The following is a 22,835-nucleotide window of genomic DNA, read 5'->3' on the forward strand; positions in this document are numbered from 1 at the left end:
GAAGTTTGGCAATAAACGGTGCTCTGCGAGAGCAGGGCACCTGGTTTAACTCCTTCAGGAGAGAAACGTGAAAGACTTATTAAAGTTTCTGAAACAGCAAAGCAAGACTGAAGAATTTGAAGGCATCAAGATCGGCCTAGCGTCGCCTGATCTGATCCGCTCTTGGTCATTTGGTGAAGTTAAGAAGCCAGAAACCATCAACTACCGTACTTTCAAGCCTGAGCGTGAAGGTTTGTTCTGTGCGCGTATTTTTGGTCCAGTTAAAGACTACGAGTGTTTATGCGGTAAGTATAAGCGCCTTAAGCACCGTGGTGTGATTTGTGAGAAGTGTGGCGTAGAAGTTACCCAGACTAAAGTACGTCGTGAGCGTATGGGTCACATCGATCTAGCCAGCCCAGTAGCGCACATTTGGTTCTTGAAGTCTCTGCCGTCTCGTATCGGTTTGATGCTGGATATGACTCTGCGTGATATCGAACGTGTGCTTTACTTCGAATCTTTCGTCGTGATCGAGCCTGGCATGACCAGCCTCGAGCGCGGTCAGATGCTGACTGAGGAAAACTACCTCGACGCACTCGAAGAGTACGGTGATGAGTTTGAAGCCAAGATGGGTGCCGAGGCAGTACTTGAGCTGCTGCGTGCTATCGATCTTGAGAAAGAGATTGAAGAGATGCGCGAAGAGCTGCCATCTATCAACTCTGAGACTCGTCGTAAGAAGATCACTAAGCGTCTGAAACTGATTGAGGCCTTCTACCAGTCTGGCAACAAGCCAGAGTGGATGATCCTCAAGGTGCTACCGGTTCTGCCACCTGATCTGCGTCCATTGGTTCCACTGGATGGCGGTCGTTTCGCGACTTCAGATCTGAACGATCTGTATCGCCGCGTGATTAACCGTAACAACCGTCTGAAGCGTCTGTTAGACCTAGCTGCACCGGACATCATCGTGCGCAACGAAAAGCGTATGCTGCAAGAGTCTGTTGATGCGCTATTGGATAACGGTCGTCGCGGTCGTGCGATCACGGGTTCTAACAAGCGTCCTCTGAAATCTTTGGCCGATATGATCAAGGGTAAGCAGGGTCGTTTCCGTCAGAACCTACTGGGTAAGCGTGTTGACTACTCAGGCCGTTCGGTAATTACCGTAGGTCCTACTCTGCGTCTGCATCAGTGTGGTCTGCCTAAGAAGATGGCACTTGAGCTGTTCAAGCCATTCATCTACGGCAAGCTGGAAGGTCGTGGCCTGGCTACTACCATCAAAGCTGCTAAGAAGATGGTTGAGCGCGAAGTACCAGAGGTTTGGGACGTACTCGATGACGTGATCCGTGAGCATCCTGTGATGCTTAACCGTGCACCAACACTTCACCGTCTTGGTATCCAGGCGTTTGAGCCGGTACTGATTGAAGGTAAAGCGATCCAACTGCACCCATTGGTGTGTGCGGCATACAACGCTGACTTCGATGGTGACCAGATGGCGGTTCACGTGCCACTGACGCTAGAAGCTCAGTTGGAAGCGCGTTCACTCATGATGTCTACCAACAACATCCTGTCACCTGCGAACGGTGAGCCGGTGATCACACCGTCACAGGACGTTGTATTGGGTCTGTACTACACCAGCCGTGAGCGTATCAACGGCCGCGGTGAAGGCATGGCATTCGAATCTGTTGCCGAAGTAGAAAAGGCATACCGTACTGGCGTTGCCGAGCTGCATGCTCGCGTTAAGGTACGTATTACCGAGACTACTATCGCTGAAGACGGCGAGCGCACCGAGTCACGTCGTATCGTAGATACTACTGTGGGCCGTGCCCTGTTGTCTCAGGTTCTGCCAAAAGGCCTTTCTTATGATCTGGTTAACCAGAACATGGGTAAGAAGCAGATCTCTAAGCTATTGAACACCTGTTATCGTCAGCTAGGTCTGAAAGATACCGTTATCTTTGCTGACCAACTGATGTATACCGGTTTCCACTTCGCGACCGTTTCTGGTGCGTCTGTGGGTATCAACGACATGGTGATTCCAGATGAGAAATATTCTCTGGTTGCCGATGCCGAAGCTGAAGTACTTGAGATTCAAGAGCAGTTCCAGTCGGGTCTTGTTACCGCCGGTGAGCGTTACAACAAGGTTATCGATATCTGGGCAAGTGCGAACGAAAAAGTTTCTAAGGCGATGATGGATAACCTGTCTACCGAGACAGTGATTAACCGTGATGGCGAAGAAGAAACTCAAGCTTCGTTCAACAGCATCTACATGATGGCCGACTCGGGCGCTCGTGGTAGTGCTGCACAGATTCGTCAGCTAGCGGGTATGCGTGGTCTGATGGCGAAGCCAGATGGCTCGATCATCGAAACCCCAATTACGGCGAACTTCCGTGAAGGTCTAAACGTACTCCAGTACTTTATCTCTACTCACGGTGCGCGTAAGGGTCTAGCGGATACCGCACTTAAGACAGCGAACTCGGGTTACCTGACTCGTCGTCTGGTTGACGTTGCACAAGACTTAGTGGTTATCGAAGACGATTGTGGTACACACGAAGGTCTGACAATGAAGCCGCTGATCGAAGGTGGTGATGTTGTTGAGCCGCTACGTGAGCGTGTACTGGGTCGTGTGGTAGCTGAAGATGTTTACTACCCAGGTACCGAAGATGTACTTGCGCCGCGTAACACTCTGCTTGATGAAGCATGGTGTGACAAGCTGGAAGAACACTCTATCGACGAAGTTAAGGTTCGTTCTGTAATTAGCTGTGACACAGATTTCGGTGTGTGTGCGGCGTGTTACGGCCGTGACCTTGCACGTGGTCACCTGATTAACCAAGGTGAAGCGATTGGTGTGGTAGCTGCTCAGTCAATTGGTGAGCCAGGTACACAGCTGACGATGCGTACCTTCCACATCGGTGGTGCGGCATCGAGAGCGTCTGCAGAAAACAACGTACAGGTGAAGAACGCTGGTACCGTTAAGCTGCACAACGCTAAGCATGTTACCAACAGTGACGGTAAGCTGGTTATCGTATCGCGTTCATCTGAAATCGCGATTATCGATGAGCTGGGTCGTGAGAAAGAGCGTTACAAGGTGCCTTACGGTACTGTCCTAGAGAAGCTGGAAGACGCAACGGTTAATGCCGGTGAAGTCATCGCTAACAGGGATCCGCACACTCACCCAATCGTTTCTGAGGTAGCGGGTAGCATCAAGTTCGTCGACATGATCGAAGGTGTCACTATGACACGTCAGACCGACGAGCTAACGGGTCTATCTTCAATCGTGGTTATGGATGTGGGTCAACGTCCTACTGCGGGTAAAGAGATGCGTCCGGCGATTCGTCTGGTTGGTGCCGATGGCAACGATCTGATGATCCCTGGTACCGAAGTACCAGCGCAATACTTCTTGCCTGGTAAGGCGATCGTTAACCAAGACGATAACGCACAAATCGCCGTTGGTGATGCGCTTGCACGTATTCCGCAAGAATCATCTAAGACTCGCGATATTACCGGTGGTCTGCCACGCGTTGCTGACTTGTTCGAAGCGCGTAAGCCGAAAGAGCCTGCTATCCTGGCTGAGTACTCAGGTACTATCTCGTTCGGTAAAGAGACCAAAGGTAAGCGTCGTCTGGTGATCACACCTGCCGATGGTGGTAAGCCATACGAGGAGATGATTCCTAAGTGGCGTAACCTGAACGTGTTCGAAGGTGAGAAGGTTGAGCGCGGCGAAGTTATCGCCGACGGTCCAGAAGCTGCACACGACATCCTGCGTCTGCGTGGTATTCACAAGGTGGCTAACTACATCGTTAACGAAGTGCAAGACGTTTACCGTCTGCAAGGCGTGAAGATTAACGATAAGCACATCGAAGTGATTATCCGTCAGATGCTGCGTAAGTGTGAGATCACCGAAGCCGGTGACAGTGAGTTCCTACCGGGCGAACAGGTTGAAGTGTCTCGCGTCAAGATCGCTAACCGCGAACTTGAAGCGCAAGGCAAAGAGCCTGCTAAGTTCGAGCGTGAACTACTGGGTATCACCAAGGCCTCGTTGGCGACCGAGTCATTTATCTCGGCGGCATCGTTCCAGGAAACCACACGCGTATTGACCGAAGCTGCCGTAGGCGGTAAGAGCGATAAGCTACGTGGCCTGAAAGAGAACGTGATCGTGGGTCGTCTGATCCCGGCCGGTACAGGTTATGCGTACCACACCAGCCGTAACCAGGCTGCACAGAATGGCCCGGCAGAAGAAGTGCCGGCAATCAGTGCCAGTGAAGCAGAGCAAAACCTTGCCGATCTATTGAACCTGGCGGGCAGCCCTGAATAATCAGTGCTAGTTGGTAAATAGATTGTAAAAAAGGCACCTCGGGTGCCTTTTTTTTACTTAAATTGGGTAAAAAGTTGGCTATTTCTTGACAGCGACCCCTTACCTTTCTAAAATTTCGCGTCCCACACCTGTGGGATATAGATTTTTCACACCTTACTGTTGAGTTTAATCAACTGATTCGGAGCTATACATGGCAACTGTAAACCAGTTGGTACGTAAGCCTCGCTCGCCAAAAGTCATCAAGACTAACGTGCCTGCGTTGAATGCGTGTCCACAAAAGCGTGGTGTTTGTACTCGCGTATACACAACCACACCTAAAAAACCTAACTCTGCACTACGTAAAGTAGCTCGTGTGCGTCTAACTAACGGTTTCGAAGTTACTTCGTACATCGGCGGTGAAGGCCACAACCTGCAGGAACACAGCGTGATTCTAATCCGTGGTGGTCGTGTTAAAGACTTACCAGGTGTTCGTTATCACACTGTTCGTGGCGCATTAGACTGTGCTGGTGTTAGTGAGCGTCGTCAAGGACGTTCTAAGTACGGAGCTAAGCGTCCTAAGTCTTAACGTTTTCCGTTAAGTAAGGCCAAGCTAGAGATAAATGTGATTCCAGTTTTGGGGTCCCTGAAGCATACGGAGAAATTGTTATGCCAAGACGTCGCGTTGTAGGACAACGTAAAATCCTACCAGATCCAAAATTTAATAGTGAGTTGCTGGCTAAGTTCATCAACGTCATTATGCAGGACGGCAAAAAGTCGACTGCTGAAAAAATCATTTACAAGGCACTAGACGTTGTCGCTGAGAAGAAAGGCGAAGAGCACCTAGTGATCCTTGAAGCAGCCCTGGATAACGTACGCCCAACTGTCGAGGTTAAGTCTCGTCGTGTTGGTGGTTCTACTTACCAGGTACCATGTGAAGTTCGTCCAGTGCGTCGTAACGCACTAGCGATGCGCTGGTTAGTTGAAGCTGCACGTAAGCGTGGTGAAAAATCTATGGCTCTACGTCTAGCAGGTGAAATGCTAGATGCTGCCGAAAACAAAGGCACTGCTGTTAAGAAGCGCGAAGACGTGCATCGTATGGCAGAAGCAAACAAAGCGTTTGCTCATTACCGCTGGTAATCTTTTGGTGCAGGCGATTGCCTGCACCATGTTTTACATCACTAAGGTGCCTACCTTAGTAAAGAGGGTTTAATCGTGGCTCGTACAACTCCAATTGAGCGCTACCGTAATATCGGTATCTGTGCTCACGTTGACGCAGGAAAAACCACAACTACAGAACGTGTTCTCTTCTATACCGGTATGTCTCACAAGATCGGTGAGGTGCATGATGGCGCAGCCACCATGGACTGGATGGAACAGGAGCAGGAGCGTGGTATTACTATCACCTCGGCGGCAACGACCACGTTCTGGCGCGGTATGGATGCTCAATTTACCGAGCATCGTATCAACATCATCGACACCCCTGGCCACGTTGACTTCACTATTGAAGTTGAGCGTTCGCTACGTGTACTCGATGGCGCAGTAGTTGTGTTCTGTGGTTCATCTGGTGTTGAACCTCAGTCCGAAACTGTATGGCGACAAGCGGACAAGTACCACGTCCCGCGCTTAGTGTTTGTCAATAAGATGGACCGCGCTGGTGCTGACTTTGAACGCGTCGTTGGACAGATACGTAACCGTCTGGGAGCGACTTGTGTACCTATTCAATTGAACATAGGTGCAGAAGAAGAGTTTAAGGGTGTCATTGACCTGATCAAGATGAAGGCCATTAACTGGAACGAATCAGATCAAGGTATGACCTTCAATTATGAAGAAATTCCCGCAGAGTTGGCCGACAAGGCCGCTGAGATGCGTGAATACCTAGTTGAGAGTGCGGCCGAAGCCTCTGAAGAGCTGATGGACAAGTACCTTGAAGAAGGTGAGCTATCGGAAGAAGAGATCAAGGCTGCATTACGTCAGCGAACTCTGGCTAACGAGATCGTGCTGGCTACCTGTGGTTCTGCATTTAAGAACAAGGGTGTGCAGGCGGTACTCGATGCAGTTATCGATTATCTGCCATCGCCAGTCGAAGTACCCGCCATTAAGGGTATTGACGACAATGAGAATGAAGTCGAACGTCCGGCGGACGACAACGCGCCATTCTCTGCGTTAGCATTTAAGATCGCGACAGACCCATTCGTAGGAACACTGACCTTTGTGCGTGTTTATTCAGGCGTATTGGAAGCAGGTTCTGGCGTATATAACTCGGTCAAACAAAAGCGTGAGCGTATTGGTCGTATGGTGCAGATGCATGCAAACGACCGTAAAGAGATCAAAGAAGTCCGTGCTGGCGACATCGCGGCGGCTATTGGTCTGAAGGATGTTACCACTGGTGACACCCTATGCGATGCTGACCATAAAGTTATTCTCGAACGTATGGAGTTCCCTGAGCCCGTAATCACGATTGCCGTGGAGCCTAGATCTCAAGCCGACCAAGATAAGATGGGCATTGCGCTGCAGAAACTTGCTGCAGAAGATCCCTCTTTCCGCGTTGAGACCAACGAAGAATCGGGGCAAACCCTGATCTCTGGTATGGGCGAGTTGCACTTAGACATCATCGTAGACCGTATGCGTCGCGAATTCAGTGTCGAATGTAACGTAGGTAAGCCACAAGTAGCGTATCGTGAGACTATTCGCTCGAGTGTAGAAGTCGAAGGCAAGTTCGTTCGTCAATCTGGTGGCCGAGGTCAATTTGGTCACGTTTGGTTGAAGCTTGAACCTCAAGAAGAAGGTTTCGGCTATGAATTTGTCAACGAGATTGTTGGTGGTGTTGTTCCAAGAGAATACATCCCTGCAGTAGATAAAGGTATCCAGGAACAGATGAAGAATGGCGTACTCGCCGGTTTCCCTGTTCTGGACGTCAAAGTAACGCTGTTCGACGGCTCATACCATGATGTCGACTCGAACGAGATGGCGTTTAAAGTGGCCGCCTCCATGGGCTTCAAGAAGGGTGCTCTCGAAGCAGACCCTGTGTTACTCGAACCTTGTATGAAGGTTGAAGTAACCACTCCTGAAGATTACATGGGGGATGTAGTAGGCGACTTAAACCGACGTCGCGGCATGATCGAAGGTATGGACGACGGCATTGGCGGCGTCAAAATCGTTCGAGCTGTAGTACCTCTATCTGAAATGTTTGGTTACGCGACAGACTTGCGTAGCGCTACCCAAGGACGTGCCTCATACTCTATGGAGTTCCTGAAGTACTCGGATGCGCCGCAGAATGTTGCAAAATCAGTTATAGAAGCGCGCGGATAACCGCAAACTAGTCTATAACTCATAATTGAATGCTATTACTCAGCAAGGCTGAGTATTTCTGAAAAGAAAGGAATATATCGTGGCTAAAGAAAAATTTGAACGTAGTAAACCCCATGTTAACGTTGGTACCATCGGTCACGTTGACCATGGTAAAACAACTCTAACTGCTGCTATCTCTCACGTACTGACTAAGACTTACGGTGGTGAAGCTAAAGATTTCGCACAGATCGATAACGCTCCAGAAGAGCGTGAGCGCGGTATTACCATCAATACCTCTCACATCGAGTACGACACTCCAACTCGTCACTACGCACACGTAGACTGCCCAGGCCACGCTGACTATGTTAAAAACATGATCACTGGTGCTGCACAGATGGACGGCGCTATCCTAGTAGTAGCTTCTACTGACGGTCCAATGCCACAGACTCGTGAGCACATCCTGCTTTCTCGTCAGGTAGGTGTACCTTTCATCATCGTATTCATGAACAAGTGTGACATGGTTGACGATGAAGAGCTGCTAGAACTAGTAGAGATGGAAGTTCGTGAACTGCTATCTGAATACGACTTCCCAGGTGATGACCTACCAGTTATCCAAGGTTCAGCTCTGAAAGCCCTAGAAGGCGAGCCAGAGTGGGAAGCTAAGATCCTAGAACTAGCTGAAGCTCTAGATTCTTACATTCCAGAGCCAGAGCGTGCTATCGACGGTGCATTCATTCTGCCAATCGAAGACGTATTCTCAATCTCAGGCCGTGGTACTGTAGTAACTGGTCGTGTTGAGCGCGGTATCGTTAAAGTTGGTGACGAAGTAGAAATCGTAGGTATCAAAGAAACTACTAAGACTACTTGTACTGGTGTTGAAATGTTCCGTAAGCTGCTTGACGAAGGTCGTGCAGGTGAGAACTGTGGTGTACTACTACGTGGTACTAAGCGTGATGAAGTTGAGCGTGGTCAAGTACTGGCTCAGCCTGGTTCAATCACTCCACACACTCAGTTCGAATCAGAAGTATACGTACTGTCAAAAGAAGAAGGTGGTCGTCACACTCCATTCTTCAAGGGCTACCGTCCACAGTTCTACTTCCGTACAACTGACGTAACCGGTACTATCGAGCTGCCAGAAGGCGTTGAAATGGTAATGCCTGGTGACAACATCAAGATGGTTGTTACCCTGATCTGCCCAATCGCGATGGACGAAGGTCTACGTTTCGCTATCCGTGAAGGTGGCCGTACAGTTGGTGCTGGTGTTGTAGCTAAGATCATCGCTTAATAGCATTTGATTTTACAAACACACTGAAAAAGGCAGCTTAGGCTGCCTTTTTTATTGCCGGCGATTTGTTGGCAGAGGGGGGCTAGCTTTTCTGATCTGGATAAGTATAATACTCGCCACTTTGAGAGTTAACGCATAACTGCTGTTAATTCGTTCAACGGGCTTGATCTTAAACTTTAGATCAGTATAATAGCCCCTCGCCTTAACCATTAGGCGAAGTTTGTCGGTTCTCGAAACCGACGTAAAATAATACAGCGACTCCGATTTGGAGTCGAACGGTTAAATCATCTCGCTCTGCTTTTCCAGTAAGGAAGAAGCTAGAGGGTGATTTTTTATGTGTCCATTTTAGGAGCTCTGGTCAATGCAGAACCAAAGAATCCGTATCCGCCTCAAAGGATTTGATCATCGTCTGATCGATCAATCTACCGCGGAAATCGTTGAAACTGCTAAGCGCACAGGCGCCCAGGTACGTGGTCCAATCCCACTACCAACGCGTAAAGAGCGTTATACCGTTTTGATCTCTCCACACGTTAATAAAGATGCGCGTGATCAGTACGAACTTCGTACTCATAAGCGTCTTGTTGACATCGTAGAGCCGACTGAAAAGACTGTAGATGCACTTATGCGTCTAGATCTGGCGGCAGGTGTTGACGTTCAAATTAGCTTAGGTTAATTGAGATCCTTAGAAGAGGTTTGAGAGATGGCTATCGGTCTTATCGGTCGTAAAGTAGGTATGACTCGCATCTTCACTGAAGATGGTGCGTCAATACCTGTAACAGTAATTGAAATTGCAGCTAACCGCGTTGCTCAAGTGAAAACTTTAGAAACTGACGGTTACCGTGCACTTCAAATTACTACTGGTACCAAAAAAGCTAATCGCATCACTAAACCAGAAGCAGGTCACTTTGCTAAGGCTGGCGTTGAAGCTGGTCGTGGTTTGTGGGAAATGCGTCTGGCTGACGGTGAAGGCGAAGGCATCGAAGTAGGTGCTGAGCTTAATGTTGATATCTTCGCTGACGTAGCGAAAGTTGATGTTACTGGTCAATCAAAGGGTAAAGGTTTCCAAGGCGGTATCAAGCGTTGGAACTTCCGTACTCAAGATGCAACACACGGTAACTCATTGGCACATAGAGCTAACGGTTCTATCGGTCAAAACCAAACACCTGGTCGCGTTTTCAAAGGTAAGAAAATGTCTGGCCACATGGGTGCAGAGCGTGTTACTACCCAGAATCTAGACGTTGTACGTGTAGACGCTGAGCGTAACCTGCTATTGGTTAAGGGTGCAGTTCCAGGCGCTACTAATGGCGACCTGATCATCAAGCCTGCCGTTAAAGCTTAGGTCTGAGGAGATAGTAATGGAATTGGTATTGAAAGACGCACAGAGTGCTCTTGAAGTTTCCGAAACTACCTTCGGCCGTGACTTTAATGAAGCACTGGTTCATCAGGTAGTTGTAGCATACGCTGCAAACGCGCGTCAGGGTACTCGTGCTCAAAAGACTCGCGCAGAAGTAACTGGCTCTGGCAAAAAGCCATGGCGCCAAAAAGGTACTGGCCGTGCTCGTGCTGGTACTGTTAAAGGCCCAATCTGGCGTGGCGGTGGCGTTTCATTCGCTGCTAAAACCCAAGATCACAGCCAAAAAGTAAACAAGAAGATGTACCGCGGAGCGCTTAAGAGCATTCTGTCTGAATTAGTACGTCAAGATCGTCTTGTTGTTGTTGAGTCATTCGGTGTTGAAGCTCCTAAGACTAAAGAGTTGAAGGCTAAGCTGAAAGACATGAAGCTGGAAGACGTATTAATTGTTACTCCAGAGATTGACGAGAACTTGTTCTTAGCTGCACGCAACCTGTACAAAGTTGACGTTCGCGACGTTGCTGGTATCGATCCAGTAAGCCTAATCGCGTTCGAAAAAGTACTGGTTACTGCCGATGCTGTTAAGCAAATCGAGGAGATGCTGGGATGATAAGCGAAGAACGTTTGCTAAAAGTTATTCTAGCGCCACACATCTCTGAAAAGAGTACTGTTTGCGCTGAAAATAACAACACGGTCGTTTTCCGTGTAGCTATCGATGCGACTAAAGCTGAAGTTAAAGCTGCAGTAGCTAAGTTGTTCGAAGTTGAAGTAGATTCAGTTCGCACTTTGGTTAACAAAGGTAAGACTAAGCGTCACGGTGCCCGTACTGGCCGTCGTAGCGATTGGAAAAAAGCCTATGTGACTTTAGCTGCTGGTGCTGACATCGATTTCGTCGGCGCTGAGTAAGCAAAGGAGAATTATCATGGCAGTTATTAAGTGTAAGCCAACCTCTGCTGGTCGTCGCCACGTTGTTAAAGTGGTGAACAGCGATCTGCATAAGGGTAAACCCTTTGCTGGCCTGTTGGCGAAAAAAGCTAAGAGCGGTGGCCGTAACAACACCGGTCGTATTACTGTTCGTCACGTAGGTGGTGGACACAAGCAGCACTACCGTATTGTTGACTTCAAGCGCAACAAAGACGGTATCCCTGCTAAAGTAGAGCGTTTGGAATATGATCCAAACCGTACCGCTAACATCGCACTTGTTTTGTATGCTGATGGTGAGCGTCGTTATATCCTTGCTGCTAAAGGCATGCAAGCTGGTGATCAAATCCAGTCTGGTATCGATGCTGAAATCAAAGCGGGTAACGCTTTGCCACTACGCAACATCCCAGTAGGTAGCGTTGTTCACGCAGTTGAAATGAAGCCTGGTAAAGGTGCTCAGATCGCTCGTTCAGCAGGTACCTATGTACAAGTTGTAGCTCGTGACGGCGCATACGCCACTCTACGTCTTCGCTCTGGCGAAATGCGTAAAGTGCCAGTAGATTGCCGCGCGACATTAGGTGAAGTTGGTAATGCCGAGCATATGCTACGCCAGTTGGGTAAAGCAGGTGCTAAGCGCTGGAGAGGCGTACGCCCAACAGTTCGTGGTGTTGCAATGAACCCAGTAGACCATCCACATGGTGGTGGTGAAGGCCGTACATCTGGTGGCCGTCACCCAGTGACTCCATGGGGTGTCCCAACTAAGGGTTATAAGACCCGTAGTAACAAACGCACCGACAAGTACATCGTACGTCGTCGTAACAAAAAGTAAGAGGATTCGCCATGCCACGTTCTCTCAAGAAAGGTCCATTCATTGACCTACACTTGCTGAAGAAGGTAGAGAAAGCGATGGAAGCGGGTGACAAGAAGCCTATCAAGACTTGGTCTCGCCGCTCAATGATCATTCCTAACATGATTGGAATGACCATCGCTGTCCATAATGGTCGTCAGCACGTACCTGTGTTCGTAACTGACGAGATGATCGGCCACAAGCTTGGTGAATTTTCACCAACTCGCACTTATCGCGGCCATGCTGCTGATAAGAAAGCGAAGAAGCGTTAATACGGGAGACTCGAGATGGAAGTTTTAGCTAAACATCGTTTTGCCCGTACGTCGCCTCAAAAGTGTCGTTTGGTTGCAGATCAAATTCGTGGACTGCCTGTTGCTAAGGCTCTTGAAATTTTGACTTTCAGCCCTAAGAAAGCAGCTGTACTTGTTAAGAAAGTACTAGACTCTGCTATCGCTAATGCTGAGCACAACGAAGGTGCTGACATTGACGAGCTGAAAGTTGGAAAAGTCTTTGTAGACGAGGGTCCAACTATGAAGCGTATCATGCCACGTGCTAAAGGCCGTGCTGATCGTATTATCAAGCGTACCAGCCACATCACTGTGGTTGTGTCAGATCGCTAGGAGTTAGCAATGGGACAGAAAGTACATCCTAATGGTATCCGTCTGGGTATCACTAAGCCTTGGATCTCGACTTGGTACGCTGATAAATCAGATTATGCCAACAATCTAAGCAGCGACTGGGAAGTGCGTAAGTTTCTAGAAAAGAAACTTAAGCAAGCCTCAGTCTCTAAGATTGTTATCGAGCGTCCAGCTAAGAGTGTTCGCGTTACCATTCACACTGCCCGTCCAGGTGTTGTGATTGGTAAGAAAGGCGAAGATGTTGAAAAGCTGCGCAACGAAGTTGCTAAGTTGACTGGTATTCCAGCTCAAATCAACATCGCTGAAATCCGTAAGCCAGAGCTAGATGCGAAGCTGGTTGCCGAAGGCATCGCTTCTCAGCTAGAGCGTCGTGTAATGTTCCGTCGCGCTATGAAGCGTGCGGTACAGAACGCTATGCGTCTAGGTGCTAAGGGTATCAAAGTTGAAGTGAGCGGCCGTTTAGGCGGTGCTGAGATTGCGCGTTCAGAGTGGTATCGTGAAGGTCGTGTGCCTCTACATACACTGCGTGCTGATATCGATTATTCTACTGCAGAAAGTCACACTCAATACGGTGTGATCGGCGTTAAAGTTTGGGTCTTCAAAGGTGAAGTTCTAGACGGCGTTGTTCCTGCGCTAGAAGAGCCGAAACAGCAGCCGAAGCGTAAGCCTCGCGGTAAATAGGAGAGCTGGCAATGCTGCAACCAAAACGAATGAAGTTTCGTAAAATGTTCAAAGGCCGTAACCGCGGTCTGGCGAACGGCACTGAAGTAAGCTTCGGTGAGTTCGGTTTGAAAGCTGTTGGACGTGGCCGTCTGACTGCTCGTCAAATCGAATCTGCGCGTCGTGCTATGACACGTCACATTAAACGTCAAGGTCAAATTTGGATCCGCGTTTTCCCTGACAAGCCAATCACCTCTAAGCCTCTTGAAGTGCGTATGGGTAAAGGTAAGGGTAACGTTGAATACTGGGTTTGCCAGATTCAACCTGGTAAGGTTCTTTATGAGATGAATGGTGTATCAGAAGAGTTGGCTCGTGAAGCTTTCACTCTTGCTGCTGCCAAGCTTCCTATTAAGACTACCTTCGTAACTAAGACGGTGATGTAATGAAAGCGAGCGAACTAACTCAGAAGAGCGTTGAAGAACTGAACGCTGAACTGCTTGGTCTGCTGCGTGAGCAGTTTAATCTGCGTATGCAACACGCCACTGGTCAGTTGACTCAGACTCACCAGCTCAAAATCGTGCGTCGTAACATTGCGCGCGTTAAGACCATTATTACTTCTAAGGCGGGTGCATAATGACTGATAAAATCCGTACTTTGCAAGGTCGTGTACTTAGCAACAAGATGGACAAGTCTATCACTGTAGCTATTGAGCGTAAGGTTAAGCATCCTCTATACGGGAAGTTTATCAAGCGTACTACTAAGATCCATGCACATGACGAAACAAATCAGTGTAATGCTGGCGATATCGTGACTATTCGCGAATGCCGTCCGCTGTCTAAGACTAAGTCTTGGACTCTGGTTGAAGTAGTAACAAAAGCCTAATTTAATTAGGTGATTAGCGAAACGGCTCCTAGATTTGGGGCCGTTTTTATTTTTAATACTATCTATTCCTATTTTGCGGTGTTATACTTGCGCGCCATTTTAGACGTTATTTGGTCTAGAATGGTTTAAAAATGCCCCAAATATGGGATTAGTGAAGTAACGATAGCGGAGCACTTAAAATGATCCAAATGCAATCGACTCTAGAAGTCGCCTGTAACAGTGGCGCTCGTAGAGTTCAGTGTATTAAGGTCTTGGGTGGCTCTCATCGTCGTTATGCCGGTATCGGCGACGTCATCAAGGTTTCTGTAAAAGAAGCAATTCCTCGCGGTAAAGCGAAGAAAGGTGACGTGTATAACGCGGTGGTAGTCCGTACTAAGAAAGGCGTACGTCGTCCAGATGGTTCTGTCATTCGCTTCGATCGCAATGCAGCGGTATTGCTAAACGCAAACCTTGCACCGATTGGTACTCGTATCTTTGGACCAGTGACGCGTGAACTGCGTACAGAACAATTTATGAAAATTGTTTCTCTGGCACCAGAAGTACTGTAAGGAGCTTCAAAATGGCAGCTAAAATCCGTCGTGAAGACGAAGTAATTGTACTAGCAGGTAAAGACAAGGGTAAACGCGGTAAGGTTTCTCGAGTTTTACCAACTGGTAAATTAATTGTAGAAGGCATCAATCTGATCAAGAAGCACCAGAAGCCTAACCCACAAATGGGTGTGACTGGTGGTATCGTTGAGAAAGAAGCGCCAATACAAGCATCAAATGTAGCGATTTTCAACTCTGCCACTGGCAAAGCTGATCGCGTTGGTTTCCGATTTGAAGACGGCAAAAAAGTCCGTTTCTTTAAGTCGAACAGTGAACTCGTTAAGTAATTGGAGTAAACGATGGCGAAACTGCATGATAAATATAAAGAGACTGTTATCGCTGAGCTTTCTAAGAAGTTCGGTTATACCAGTGTCATGCAAGTCCCTCGGATTGAGAAAATCACCCTTAACATGGGTGTTGGCGAAGCTGTAGCAGATAAGAAAGTTATGGAGCACGCGCTTCGTGACATGACTGCTATTGCTGGTCAAAAGCCAGTTGTAACTGTTGCTCGTAAATCAGTTGCTGGTTTTAAAATCCGTGATGGCTACCCGATTGGCTGCAAGGTTACCCTGCGTGGTGAACGCATGTGGGAATTCCTTGAGCGTTTAGTTGATATCGCAATCCCGCGTATCCGCGACTTCCGTGGTCTGAGCGCTAAGTCGTTCGACGGACGTGGTAACTACGCAATGGGTGTACGTGAGCAAATCATCTTCCCGGAAATCGATTACGATAAAATCGATAAGATCCGCGGTATGGATATTGTTATCACTACTACTGCGAAGAATGACGAAGAAGGCCGTGCTTTACTCGACGCCTTTAACTTCCCATTCAAGAAATAAGGGTAGCGAAATGGCAAAAAGTTCAATGAAAGCACGTGAAGCAAAACGTGCCAAGCTCGTGGCTAAGTATGCTGAAAAGCGTCTAGCTCTTAAGGCTATCATTAGCAATCCAACTACTTCTGATGAAGATCGTTGGGATGCAGTTCTTAAGCTGCAAGGTCTACCACGTGACTCAAGTGCTGCGCGTCAGCGTAATCGTTGTAGTCAAACTGGTCGCCCACATGGTTTCCTACGCAAGTTCGGCCTAAGCCGTATCAAATTGCGTGAAGCTACCATGCGTGGTGAAGTTCCTGGTCTGCGTAAGGCCAGCTGGTAATACTTGTCACGGAGTAAGCTAATATGAGCATGCAAGATCCAATTGCGGATATGTTAACTCGCATTCGTAACGGCCAAGCTGCTAACAAAGTATCAGTATCTATGCCTTCTGCTAAGCTGAAAGTTGCTATCGCACAGACGCTTAAAGAAGAAGGTTACATCACTGACTACACCGTAGCAGGCGAAGCCAAGCCGGTTTTGGAAATCACTTTGAAGTATTTCCAAGGCCAACCAGTCGTTGAGACTATCCAGCGCGTAAGTCGTCCTGGTCTTCGTATTTACAAAGGTAAAAACGATCTACCAAAGGTGATGGGCGGTCTGGGTGTCGCAATCGTGTCCACTTCTAAAGGTTTGATGACTGATCGTGCCGCCCGCCAACAAGGCATGGGTGGAGAAGTTATCTGCTACGTAGCATAAGGAGCTAGCAATGTCTCGTGTCGCAAAAGCACCAGTCGCTATCCCTGCAGGCGTAGAAGTGACTTTAAACGAACAAACTATCACCGTAAAAGGTGCTAAAGGTAGTTTGACTCGAGTAATCAACGCTGACGTTTCTGTTGTTGTTGAAAACAACGAAATCAAGTGTTCACCAGCTGAAGGCGTAACTAGCGCTGCACAAGCTGGTACAGCTCGAGCACTAATCAACAACATGGTTGTTGGTGTTAACGAAGGTTTCGAAAGAAAGCTGACTCTAGTTGGTGTTGGTTACCGTGCAAAAATTGCTGGTAACGGTATCGACCTGACTCTAGGTTTCTCACACCCTCTAGTACACCAGCTTCCTGACGGCGTAACTGCTGAGTGTCCATCACAAACTGAAATCGTACTTAAGAGTACTGATAAGCAGCTTGTTGGTCAGGTTGCAGCAGAAATTCGTGGCTACCGTCCACCAGAGCCTTACAAAGGCAAGGGTGTTCGCTATGCTGATGAACAAGTACGCCGTAAAGAGGCTAAGAAGAAGTAGGTAACGCGATATGGATAAGAAAACATCTCGCTTACGCCGCGCGACTCGCGCCCGTAAGAAGATCCAAGAGCTGGGCGTTAACCGTCTGGTTGTACATCGTACACCACGTCACACATACGCACAGGTTATTGATGCCAACGCGCAAGTTGTGGCGGCAGCTTCTACTGCTGAAAAAGCGGTATCAGAGCAGCTTAAATACACAGGTAACGTAGAAGCGGCTAAAGCAGTAGGTAAGACTATTGCTGAGCGTGCTATCGAGAAAGGCGTAACTGTAGTTGCATTCGATCGTTCCGGCTTTAAGTATCACGGACGCGTAGCTGCCCTGGCAGACGCTGCTCGTGAAGCTGGCCTACAGTTCTAAGGAATGATTAAAAATGGCTAAATTTGAAGCTCCACAAAAAGACGATCTGCAAGAGAAGTTAGTTGCAGTAAATCGTGTTTCTAAAGTAGTTAAAGGCGGACGTATCTTTAGCTTCACTGCACTGACTGTAGTGGGTGACGGTAACGGTAAAGTCGGCTATGGCTATGGTAAAGCGCGTGAAGTACCTGCTGCTATCCAGAAAGCAATGGAAAAGGCTCGCCGTAACATTGTTTCTGTTGAACTTGTAAATGGTACTTTGCACCACCCTGTTAAGGGCCGTCACACTGGTTCGCGTGTTTACATGCAACCAGCTTCTGAAGGTACTGGTATTATTGCCGGTGGTGCGATGCGTGCCGTATTGGAAGTAGCAGGCGTTCATAACGTTCTGTCAAAAGCATACGGTTCTACTAACCCGATCAACATCGTTCGCGCAACTGTAGATGCGTTGGTGCACATGAAGTCACCAGCTCAAATCGCAGCTAAGCGTGGCCTGAATGTTGATGAAATTCGAGGTTAAGCACCATGGCTACTAAAACATTAAAAGTAACTCAGACTAAGAGTTCAATTGGCCGTCTGCCTAAGCACCGCGCCACATTGACTGGTCTAGGTCTACGCCGTATTAATCACACCGTTGAGCTGGAAGATACTCCTGCTGTTCGCGGTATGATTAACAAGGTTTACTACATGGTTAAGGTGGAGGATTAATCAATGAAATTGAATACTCTATCACCTGCTGCAGGTGCAAAATCAGCAGCTAAGCGTGTAGGTCGCGGTATCGGTTCTGGCCTAGGTAAGACTGCTGGTCGCGGTCACAAAGGTCAGAAGTCACGTTCTGGTGGCGGTGTTCGCGTCGGTTTCGAAGGTGGTCAAATGCCACTTAAGATCCGTTTGCCTAAGTTTGGTTTTACTTCGCGTAAAGCGATGGTAACTGCCGAAATTCGTGTAAGCGAACTGGCTAAAGTTAACGGTGATGTTGTCGACTTGAATGCACTGAAAGATGCGAATCTTGTTACTCGCAACATACAGTTTGCTAAAGTCGTTCTTTCAGGTACCATTGAACGCCCAGTGACCGTTAAAGGTCTGAAGGTAACCAAAGGTGCACGTGCAGCGATCGAAGCTGCCGGCGGAAAGATCGAGGAATAATACGTCGATGGCAAAACCAGGACTTGATTTAAAAAGCGCGAAGGGCGGTTTATCAGAATTGAAAGCCCGCCTACTGTTCGTGATTGGTGCGATTATCGTCTTTAGAGCCGGTTCGTTCGTACCAATTCCTGGTATTGACGCAGCTGTATTAGCAGAGCTGTTTAATCAGCAGAAGGGTACCATCTTAGGCATGTTTAACATGTTCTCTGGTGGCGCCCTTGAACGTGCTTCTATCTTTGCTCTTGGTATCATGCCGTACATCTCGGCATCGATCATCATGCAGCTATTGACTGTGGTACATCCTGCACTAGCCGAACTGAAGAAGGAAGGCGAGTCAGGACGTAAGAAGATCAGTCAGTATACTCGATATGGCACACTGGTCTTGGGTACATTCCAAGCGATCGGTATCGCAACGGGTCTGCCAAACTTGGTCCCTGGTTTAGTTGTAAACCTTGGATTTGGTTTCTACTTCGTTGCAGTAGTGAGTTTGGTCACGGGAACCATGTTCCTGATGTGGCTGGGTGAGCAGATTACCGAACGAGGCATAGGCAACGGTATCTCGATTCTTATTTTCGCAGGTATTGTAGCCGGTCTACCTTCTGCTATCGGCCAAACGGCTGAGCAGGCGCGTCAAGGCGACTTGAACGTACTAGTATTATTGTTGATTGCAGTGATCGTATTTGCTGTGACCTATTTTGTTGTGTTTGTTGAGCGTGGACAGCGTCGTATCGTTGTTAACTATGCTAAGCGTCAGCAGGGCCGTAAGGTGTTTGCCGCGCAGAGCACTCACTTACCGCTTAAGGTCAACATGGCAGGTGTGATTCCACCAATCTTTGCGTCAAGCATCATTTTGTTCCCAGGCACACTGGCTCAGTGGTTTGGTCAGAATGAAGGCTTGTCTTGGTTAAGTGATTTTTCACTTGCAGTATCGCCAGGTCAGCCGCTTTACTCATTGTTGTATGCAACAGCGATTATCTTCTTCTGTTTCTTCTACACTGCGTTGGTATTTAACCCACGTGAAACAGCAGATAACCTGAAGAAGAGTGGTGCGTTTATTCCCGGGATCCGTCCTGGAGAACAGACTTCGCGATATATAGATAAAGTAATGACTCGCCTAACACTGGCCGGTGCATTGTATATTACCTTTATCTGTTTAATTCCGGAGTTCATGTTAATCGCGTGGAAAGTACAGTTCTATTTTGGCGGTACTTCACTACTAATTATGGTAGTCGTGATCATGGACTTCATGGCTCAGGTTCAGACCCATATGATGTCACATCAGTATGAGTCTGTGATGAAGAAAGCTAACCTAGTGAATAAAGCGAACTTAGATCGCTTTGGTCGCTAAGTAGCTTTACGGAGTGATGAAATGAAAGTTCGAGCTTCCGTGAAGAAGATCTGCCGTAACTGCAAGATCGTAAAGCGTAGCGGCGTTGTACGCGTTATCTGTGTTGAACCAAAACACAAACAGCGTCAAGGCTAAAAACTTTTTGACCAGCTCAGTTTCTGAGCTGGTCAAAATATTATTTGCAAAATCGTCATCTGTCGAGTATCCTACCGGGCTTTTCACAGATGGCCTTTAACTTATGAGGAGTGCATAGTGGCCCGTATCGCTGGCATTAACATTCCTGATCAGAAGCACACAGTCATTGCATTGACTGCTATCTACGGTATTGGACTAACTCGCGCACAACAAATCTGCGCGGCTACTTCAATTGCTGAAGATGCTAAGATCAAGGAATTGAGCGAAGCTCAAATAGACACACTACGCGAAGAAGTTGCTAAATACATTGTAGAAGGTGACTTGCGTCGTGAGATCTCTATGAACATCAAGCGTCTGATGGACCTTGGTTGTTATCGTGGTCTCCGCCACCGTCGTAGCCTGCCCCTTCGTGGGCAACGTACCAAGACCAATGCGCGTACTCGCAAAGGTCCACGTAAGCCAATTAGAAAGTAACGGGAAGGTAAACCAATATGGCTAAAGTTCCGTCACGTTCAACGCGCAAGCGCGTACGTAAACAGGTTGCTGATGGCATGGCTCATATCCATGCATCTTTCAACAACACCATTATCACCATTACAGATCGTCAAGGTAATGCACTTTCTTGGGCAACTTCTGGTGGTTCAGGTTTCCGTGGTTCACGTAAATCTACACCATTTGCTGCACAGGTAGCTGCTGAGCGCGCAGGTGTTGCTGCTCAGGACTACGGTGTTAAAAACCTTGAAGTTTTCGTGAAGGGTCCAGGTCCAGGACGTGAGTCAGCTATTCGAGCGCTGAACGCGGTTGGTTACAAGATAACCAACATTACCGATGTGACGCCGATCCCTCATAATGGTTGTCGTCCTCCTAAGAAACGTCGCGTGTAATCGCCCCGTTTTTAATAGGATAGTTGGAGAAAGAACATGGCAAGATACTTGGGTCCAAAGCTCAAGCTCACTCGCCGAGAAGGTACTGACCTTTTCCTGAAAAGCGGTGTGAGAGCAATTGATTCGAAGTGTAAGCTTGAAGCTGCACCTGGACAACACGGCGCTCGTAAAGCTCGTTTGTCTGAGTACGGCGTTCAGCTGCGCGAAAAACAAAAAGTTCGTCGTACTTATGGTGTGCTTGAAAAGCAATTCCGTAACTACTATAAAGACGCTGCACGTCTAAAAGGTAACACTGGTGAAAACCTGCTTACTCTTTTGGAAACTCGTTTAGATAACGTTGTTTATCGTATGGGTTTTGGTGCTACCCGTGCTGAAGCACGTCAGCTAGTTAGCCATAAGTCAATTATGGTAAACGGCCGCGTTGTTAACATTCCATCATTCAAAGTGTCTGCGAATGATGTAATTAGCGTTCGTGAGAAGTCTCAAAAGCAAGCTCGTATCAAAGCTGCTCTAGAGGTTGCTTCTCAGCGCGAAAAGCCAACATGGGTTGAAGTAGATGCCGCTAAGATGGAAGGTGCTTTCAAGCGTCTGCCTGAGCGTAGCGATTTATCTGCGGATATTAACGAACAGCTGATCGTCGAGCTTTACTCTAAGTAAAGCTAATAAACAAGAGAGGACACAATGCAGGGTTCTGTTACAGAATTTCTTAAACCGCGTCTCGTTGATATCGAGCAGGTTAACCCAACACGTGCCAAGGTTACACTGGAGCCGCTTGAGCGTGGTTTTGGTCATACTTTAGGTAACGCGTTGCGTCGTATCCTATTGTCGTCTATGCCCGGCTGCGCGGTTACCGAAGTCGAGATTGATGGTGTACTGCACGAATACAGCAGCAAGGAAGGCGTACAAGAGGATATCCTAGAGATCCTACTAAACCTTAAAGGTTTAGCAGTGGTTATCGAGGGTAAAGACGAGGCTATGCTTACATTAAGCAAGTCAGGCGCAGGCCCTGTTACCGCAGCAGATATCACGCACGATGGTGATGTTACTATTATGAATCCTGATCATGTTATCTGTCATCTGACTGGTAACAATGACATTAGCATGCGTATCCGTGTTGAGCGTGGTCGTGGTTATGTACCAGCTTCGGCTCGTGCACAAACTGAAGACGACGATCGCCCAATTGGCCGTCTGCTAGTGGATTCATCTTTCTCACCTGTCGCGCGTATTGCTTACAATGTTGAAGCAGCACGTGTTGAACAGCGTACTGACTTGGACAAACTCGTTATCGATATGACCACTAACGGCACTATCGATCCTGAGGAAGCGATTCGTCGTTCTGCAACCATTCTGGCTGAACAGCTAGATGCGTTTGTTGAGCTTCGTGATGTCACTGAGCCAGAACAGAAAGAAGAGAAACCAGAGTTCGACCCAATTCTGTTGCGTCCTGTCGACGATCTAGAGCTAACTGTACGTTCGGCTAACTGTTTGAAAGCCGAAGCGATTCATTACATCGGAGATCTGGTACAGCGTACTGAGGTTGAGCTACTTAAAACGCCTAACTTGGGTAAGAAGTCTCTTACCGAAATTAAGGATGTGTTGGCTTCTCGCGGACTTTCATTAGGTATGCGTCTAGAAAACTGGCCTCCAGCCAGTTTAGCAGACGACCTATAAGTCCTAGTTTGTACAGATTTAGGTAATAAGGATTAGGTCATGCGCCATCGTAAGAGTGGTCGTCAACTAAACCGTAACAGCAGTCATCGTCAAGCTATGTTCCGTAACATGGCAAGCTCTTTAGTCCGTCACGAAGTGATCAAGACTACTGTAGCTAAAGCGAAAGAATTGCGTCGCGTAGTTGAACCTCTAATAACACTTGCTAAGAGTGACAGTGTTGCAAACCGTCGTTTGGCATTTGCACGTACTCGCGACGCTGAAGTCGTAGGTAAGTTATTTAATGAATTGGGTCCACGCTACCAGGAACGTCCTGGTGGATACACCCGTATCCTTAAGTGCGGTCTTCGTACTGGTGATAAGGCGCCTATGGCGTATATCGAACTAGTAGGTCGTCCAGAAGCTGCTGAAGCTGTTGAAGAAGCTGCTGAGTAACACTTAAGTTCATTGTAAAAAGCCGGGCA

33 protein-coding genes are annotated in these 22,835 nt (G+C 47.9%); all 33 read left to right on the forward strand.

Annotation, left to right across the window (positions count from 1 at the left end):
* The first annotated feature begins 67 nt into the window (after window positions 1-67).
* The 33 genes from rpoC (at window position 68) to rplQ (ending at window position 22,806) form a co-directional block, all read left to right on the forward strand.
* Window positions 68-4,282, forward strand: a complete 4,215-nt coding sequence (gene rpoC / locus SHEW_RS00800; RefSeq protein ID WP_011863961.1) for a DNA-directed RNA polymerase subunit beta' — start codon at window positions 68-70, stop codon at window positions 4,280-4,282.
* Window positions 4,283-4,472: 190 nt separating this feature from the next.
* Complete coding sequence (gene rpsL / locus SHEW_RS00805) at window positions 4,473-4,847, forward strand: 30S ribosomal protein S12 (protein WP_011863962.1); 375 nt, start codon at window positions 4,473-4,475, stop codon at window positions 4,845-4,847.
* A gap of 80 nt (window positions 4,848-4,927) precedes the next feature.
* Window positions 4,928-5,398, forward strand: a complete 471-nt coding sequence (gene rpsG / locus SHEW_RS00810; RefSeq protein WP_011863963.1) for a 30S ribosomal protein S7 — start codon at window positions 4,928-4,930, stop codon at window positions 5,396-5,398.
* 75 nt (window positions 5,399-5,473) lie between these two features.
* Window positions 5,474-7,570 carry an elongation factor G gene (gene fusA / locus SHEW_RS00815; protein WP_011863964.1) on the forward strand — a complete coding sequence of 699 codons (2,097 nt, stop codon included), beginning with the start codon at window positions 5,474-5,476 and terminating at the stop codon, window positions 7,568-7,570.
* A gap of 79 nt (window positions 7,571-7,649) precedes the next feature.
* The gene (gene tuf, locus SHEW_RS00820; protein WP_011863965.1) at window positions 7,650-8,834 is read left to right on the forward strand and encodes an elongation factor Tu; all 1,185 of its coding nucleotides are present in this window, start codon (window positions 7,650-7,652) and stop codon (window positions 8,832-8,834) included.
* Window positions 8,835-9,195: 361 nt separating this feature from the next.
* A complete protein-coding gene (gene rpsJ, locus SHEW_RS00825) occupies window positions 9,196-9,507 on the forward strand; it encodes a 30S ribosomal protein S10 (protein WP_011070616.1) in 312 nt (103 codons plus the stop codon).
* A 27-nt stretch (window positions 9,508-9,534) separates the two neighbouring features.
* A complete protein-coding gene (gene rplC / locus SHEW_RS00830) occupies window positions 9,535-10,173 on the forward strand; it encodes a 50S ribosomal protein L3 (RefSeq protein WP_011863966.1) in 639 nt (212 codons plus the stop codon).
* Between the two features lie 16 nt (window positions 10,174-10,189).
* Complete coding sequence (gene rplD, locus SHEW_RS00835) at window positions 10,190-10,795, forward strand: 50S ribosomal protein L4 (RefSeq protein WP_011863967.1); 606 nt, start codon at window positions 10,190-10,192, stop codon at window positions 10,793-10,795.
* Window positions 10,792-11,091, forward strand: a complete 300-nt coding sequence (rplW, locus tag SHEW_RS00840) for a 50S ribosomal protein L23 (protein WP_011863968.1) — start codon at window positions 10,792-10,794, stop codon at window positions 11,089-11,091. Before rplD ends, rplW begins: the two co-directional genes overlap by 4 nt.
* Before the next feature lie 16 nt (window positions 11,092-11,107).
* Entirely contained in the window at window positions 11,108-11,935 is an 828-nt protein-coding gene (gene rplB, locus SHEW_RS00845) for a 50S ribosomal protein L2 (RefSeq protein WP_011863969.1), read from the forward strand.
* An 11-nt stretch (window positions 11,936-11,946) separates the two neighbouring features.
* Window positions 11,947-12,225 carry a 30S ribosomal protein S19 gene (gene rpsS / locus SHEW_RS00850; RefSeq protein ID WP_011863970.1) on the forward strand — a complete coding sequence of 93 codons (279 nt, stop codon included), beginning with the start codon at window positions 11,947-11,949 and terminating at the stop codon, window positions 12,223-12,225.
* Window positions 12,226-12,240: 15 nt separating this feature from the next.
* Window positions 12,241-12,573, forward strand: a complete 333-nt coding sequence (gene rplV / locus SHEW_RS00855; protein ID WP_011863971.1) for a 50S ribosomal protein L22 — start codon at window positions 12,241-12,243, stop codon at window positions 12,571-12,573.
* A gap of 9 nt (window positions 12,574-12,582) precedes the next feature.
* Window positions 12,583-13,272 (forward strand): 30S ribosomal protein S3, encoded by a 690-nt coding sequence (rpsC, locus tag SHEW_RS00860; RefSeq protein ID WP_011863972.1) that lies wholly within the window; start codon window positions 12,583-12,585, stop codon window positions 13,270-13,272.
* An 11-nt stretch (window positions 13,273-13,283) separates the two neighbouring features.
* On the forward strand, window positions 13,284-13,694 hold the full coding sequence (gene rplP, locus SHEW_RS00865; protein ID WP_011863973.1) for a 50S ribosomal protein L16: 411 nt from the start codon (window positions 13,284-13,286) through the stop codon (window positions 13,692-13,694).
* The gene (rpmC, locus tag SHEW_RS00870; protein ID WP_011863974.1) at window positions 13,694-13,885 is read left to right on the forward strand and encodes a 50S ribosomal protein L29; all 192 of its coding nucleotides are present in this window, start codon (window positions 13,694-13,696) and stop codon (window positions 13,883-13,885) included. Before rplP ends, rpmC begins: the two co-directional genes overlap by 1 nt.
* The gene (rpsQ, locus tag SHEW_RS00875) at window positions 13,885-14,133 is read left to right on the forward strand and encodes a 30S ribosomal protein S17 (protein ID WP_011863975.1); all 249 of its coding nucleotides are present in this window, start codon (window positions 13,885-13,887) and stop codon (window positions 14,131-14,133) included. The genes rpmC and rpsQ overlap by 1 nt, the downstream gene beginning before the upstream one ends.
* Before the next feature lie 179 nt (window positions 14,134-14,312).
* Window positions 14,313-14,681 (forward strand): 50S ribosomal protein L14, encoded by a 369-nt coding sequence (rplN, locus tag SHEW_RS00880; RefSeq protein ID WP_011863976.1) that lies wholly within the window; start codon window positions 14,313-14,315, stop codon window positions 14,679-14,681.
* Between the two features lie 11 nt (window positions 14,682-14,692).
* A complete protein-coding gene (gene rplX, locus SHEW_RS00885; protein WP_011863977.1) occupies window positions 14,693-15,007 on the forward strand; it encodes a 50S ribosomal protein L24 in 315 nt (104 codons plus the stop codon).
* Window positions 15,008-15,019: 12 nt separating this feature from the next.
* The gene (gene rplE, locus SHEW_RS00890; protein WP_011863978.1) at window positions 15,020-15,559 is read left to right on the forward strand and encodes a 50S ribosomal protein L5; all 540 of its coding nucleotides are present in this window, start codon (window positions 15,020-15,022) and stop codon (window positions 15,557-15,559) included.
* 10 nt (window positions 15,560-15,569) lie between these two features.
* Window positions 15,570-15,875 carry a 30S ribosomal protein S14 gene (gene rpsN, locus SHEW_RS00895; protein WP_011863979.1) on the forward strand — a complete coding sequence of 102 codons (306 nt, stop codon included), beginning with the start codon at window positions 15,570-15,572 and terminating at the stop codon, window positions 15,873-15,875.
* 23 nt (window positions 15,876-15,898) lie between these two features.
* On the forward strand, window positions 15,899-16,291 hold the full coding sequence (gene rpsH / locus SHEW_RS00900; RefSeq protein WP_011863980.1) for a 30S ribosomal protein S8: 393 nt from the start codon (window positions 15,899-15,901) through the stop codon (window positions 16,289-16,291).
* Between the two features lie 10 nt (window positions 16,292-16,301).
* A complete protein-coding gene (gene rplF, locus SHEW_RS00905; protein ID WP_011863981.1) occupies window positions 16,302-16,832 on the forward strand; it encodes a 50S ribosomal protein L6 in 531 nt (176 codons plus the stop codon).
* 10 nt (window positions 16,833-16,842) lie between these two features.
* Window positions 16,843-17,193 (forward strand): 50S ribosomal protein L18, encoded by a 351-nt coding sequence (gene rplR, locus SHEW_RS00910; protein ID WP_011863982.1) that lies wholly within the window; start codon window positions 16,843-16,845, stop codon window positions 17,191-17,193.
* A gap of 13 nt (window positions 17,194-17,206) precedes the next feature.
* The gene (gene rpsE, locus SHEW_RS00915; protein ID WP_011863983.1) at window positions 17,207-17,710 is read left to right on the forward strand and encodes a 30S ribosomal protein S5; all 504 of its coding nucleotides are present in this window, start codon (window positions 17,207-17,209) and stop codon (window positions 17,708-17,710) included.
* A 5-nt stretch (window positions 17,711-17,715) separates the two neighbouring features.
* Window positions 17,716-17,898, forward strand: a complete 183-nt coding sequence (gene rpmD, locus SHEW_RS20215; RefSeq protein WP_011863984.1) for a 50S ribosomal protein L30 — start codon at window positions 17,716-17,718, stop codon at window positions 17,896-17,898.
* Window positions 17,899-17,901: 3 nt separating this feature from the next.
* A complete protein-coding gene (gene rplO / locus SHEW_RS00920; protein WP_011863985.1) occupies window positions 17,902-18,336 on the forward strand; it encodes a 50S ribosomal protein L15 in 435 nt (144 codons plus the stop codon).
* 7 nt (window positions 18,337-18,343) lie between these two features.
* On the forward strand, window positions 18,344-19,684 hold the full coding sequence (gene secY / locus SHEW_RS00925; protein WP_011863986.1) for a preprotein translocase subunit SecY: 1,341 nt from the start codon (window positions 18,344-18,346) through the stop codon (window positions 19,682-19,684).
* Window positions 19,685-19,705: 21 nt separating this feature from the next.
* A complete protein-coding gene (gene rpmJ / locus SHEW_RS20220) occupies window positions 19,706-19,819 on the forward strand; it encodes a 50S ribosomal protein L36 (RefSeq protein ID WP_006083579.1) in 114 nt (37 codons plus the stop codon).
* Window positions 19,820-19,936: 117 nt separating this feature from the next.
* Window positions 19,937-20,293 carry a 30S ribosomal protein S13 gene (gene rpsM, locus SHEW_RS00930; RefSeq protein WP_011863987.1) on the forward strand — a complete coding sequence of 119 codons (357 nt, stop codon included), beginning with the start codon at window positions 19,937-19,939 and terminating at the stop codon, window positions 20,291-20,293.
* A 17-nt stretch (window positions 20,294-20,310) separates the two neighbouring features.
* Window positions 20,311-20,703, forward strand: coding sequence for a 30S ribosomal protein S11 (gene rpsK, locus SHEW_RS00935; protein WP_011863988.1), 393 nt, complete (start codon window positions 20,311-20,313; stop codon window positions 20,701-20,703).
* Between the two features lie 36 nt (window positions 20,704-20,739).
* Window positions 20,740-21,360, forward strand: coding sequence for a 30S ribosomal protein S4 (gene rpsD / locus SHEW_RS00940; RefSeq protein ID WP_011863989.1), 621 nt, complete (start codon window positions 20,740-20,742; stop codon window positions 21,358-21,360).
* A 24-nt stretch (window positions 21,361-21,384) separates the two neighbouring features.
* Window positions 21,385-22,374 (forward strand): DNA-directed RNA polymerase subunit alpha, encoded by a 990-nt coding sequence (locus SHEW_RS00945; RefSeq protein ID WP_011863990.1) that lies wholly within the window; start codon window positions 21,385-21,387, stop codon window positions 22,372-22,374.
* Between the two features lie 39 nt (window positions 22,375-22,413).
* Window positions 22,414-22,806: a 50S ribosomal protein L17 gene (gene rplQ, locus SHEW_RS00950; RefSeq protein ID WP_011863991.1), complete on the forward strand. Its 393-nt coding sequence runs from the start codon at window positions 22,414-22,416 to the stop codon at window positions 22,804-22,806.
* Window positions 22,807-22,835 lie beyond the last annotated feature (29 nt).

Source organism: Shewanella loihica PV-4, assembly GCF_000016065.1.
Classification (GTDB): Bacteria; Pseudomonadota; Gammaproteobacteria; order Enterobacterales; family Shewanellaceae; genus Shewanella; species Shewanella loihica.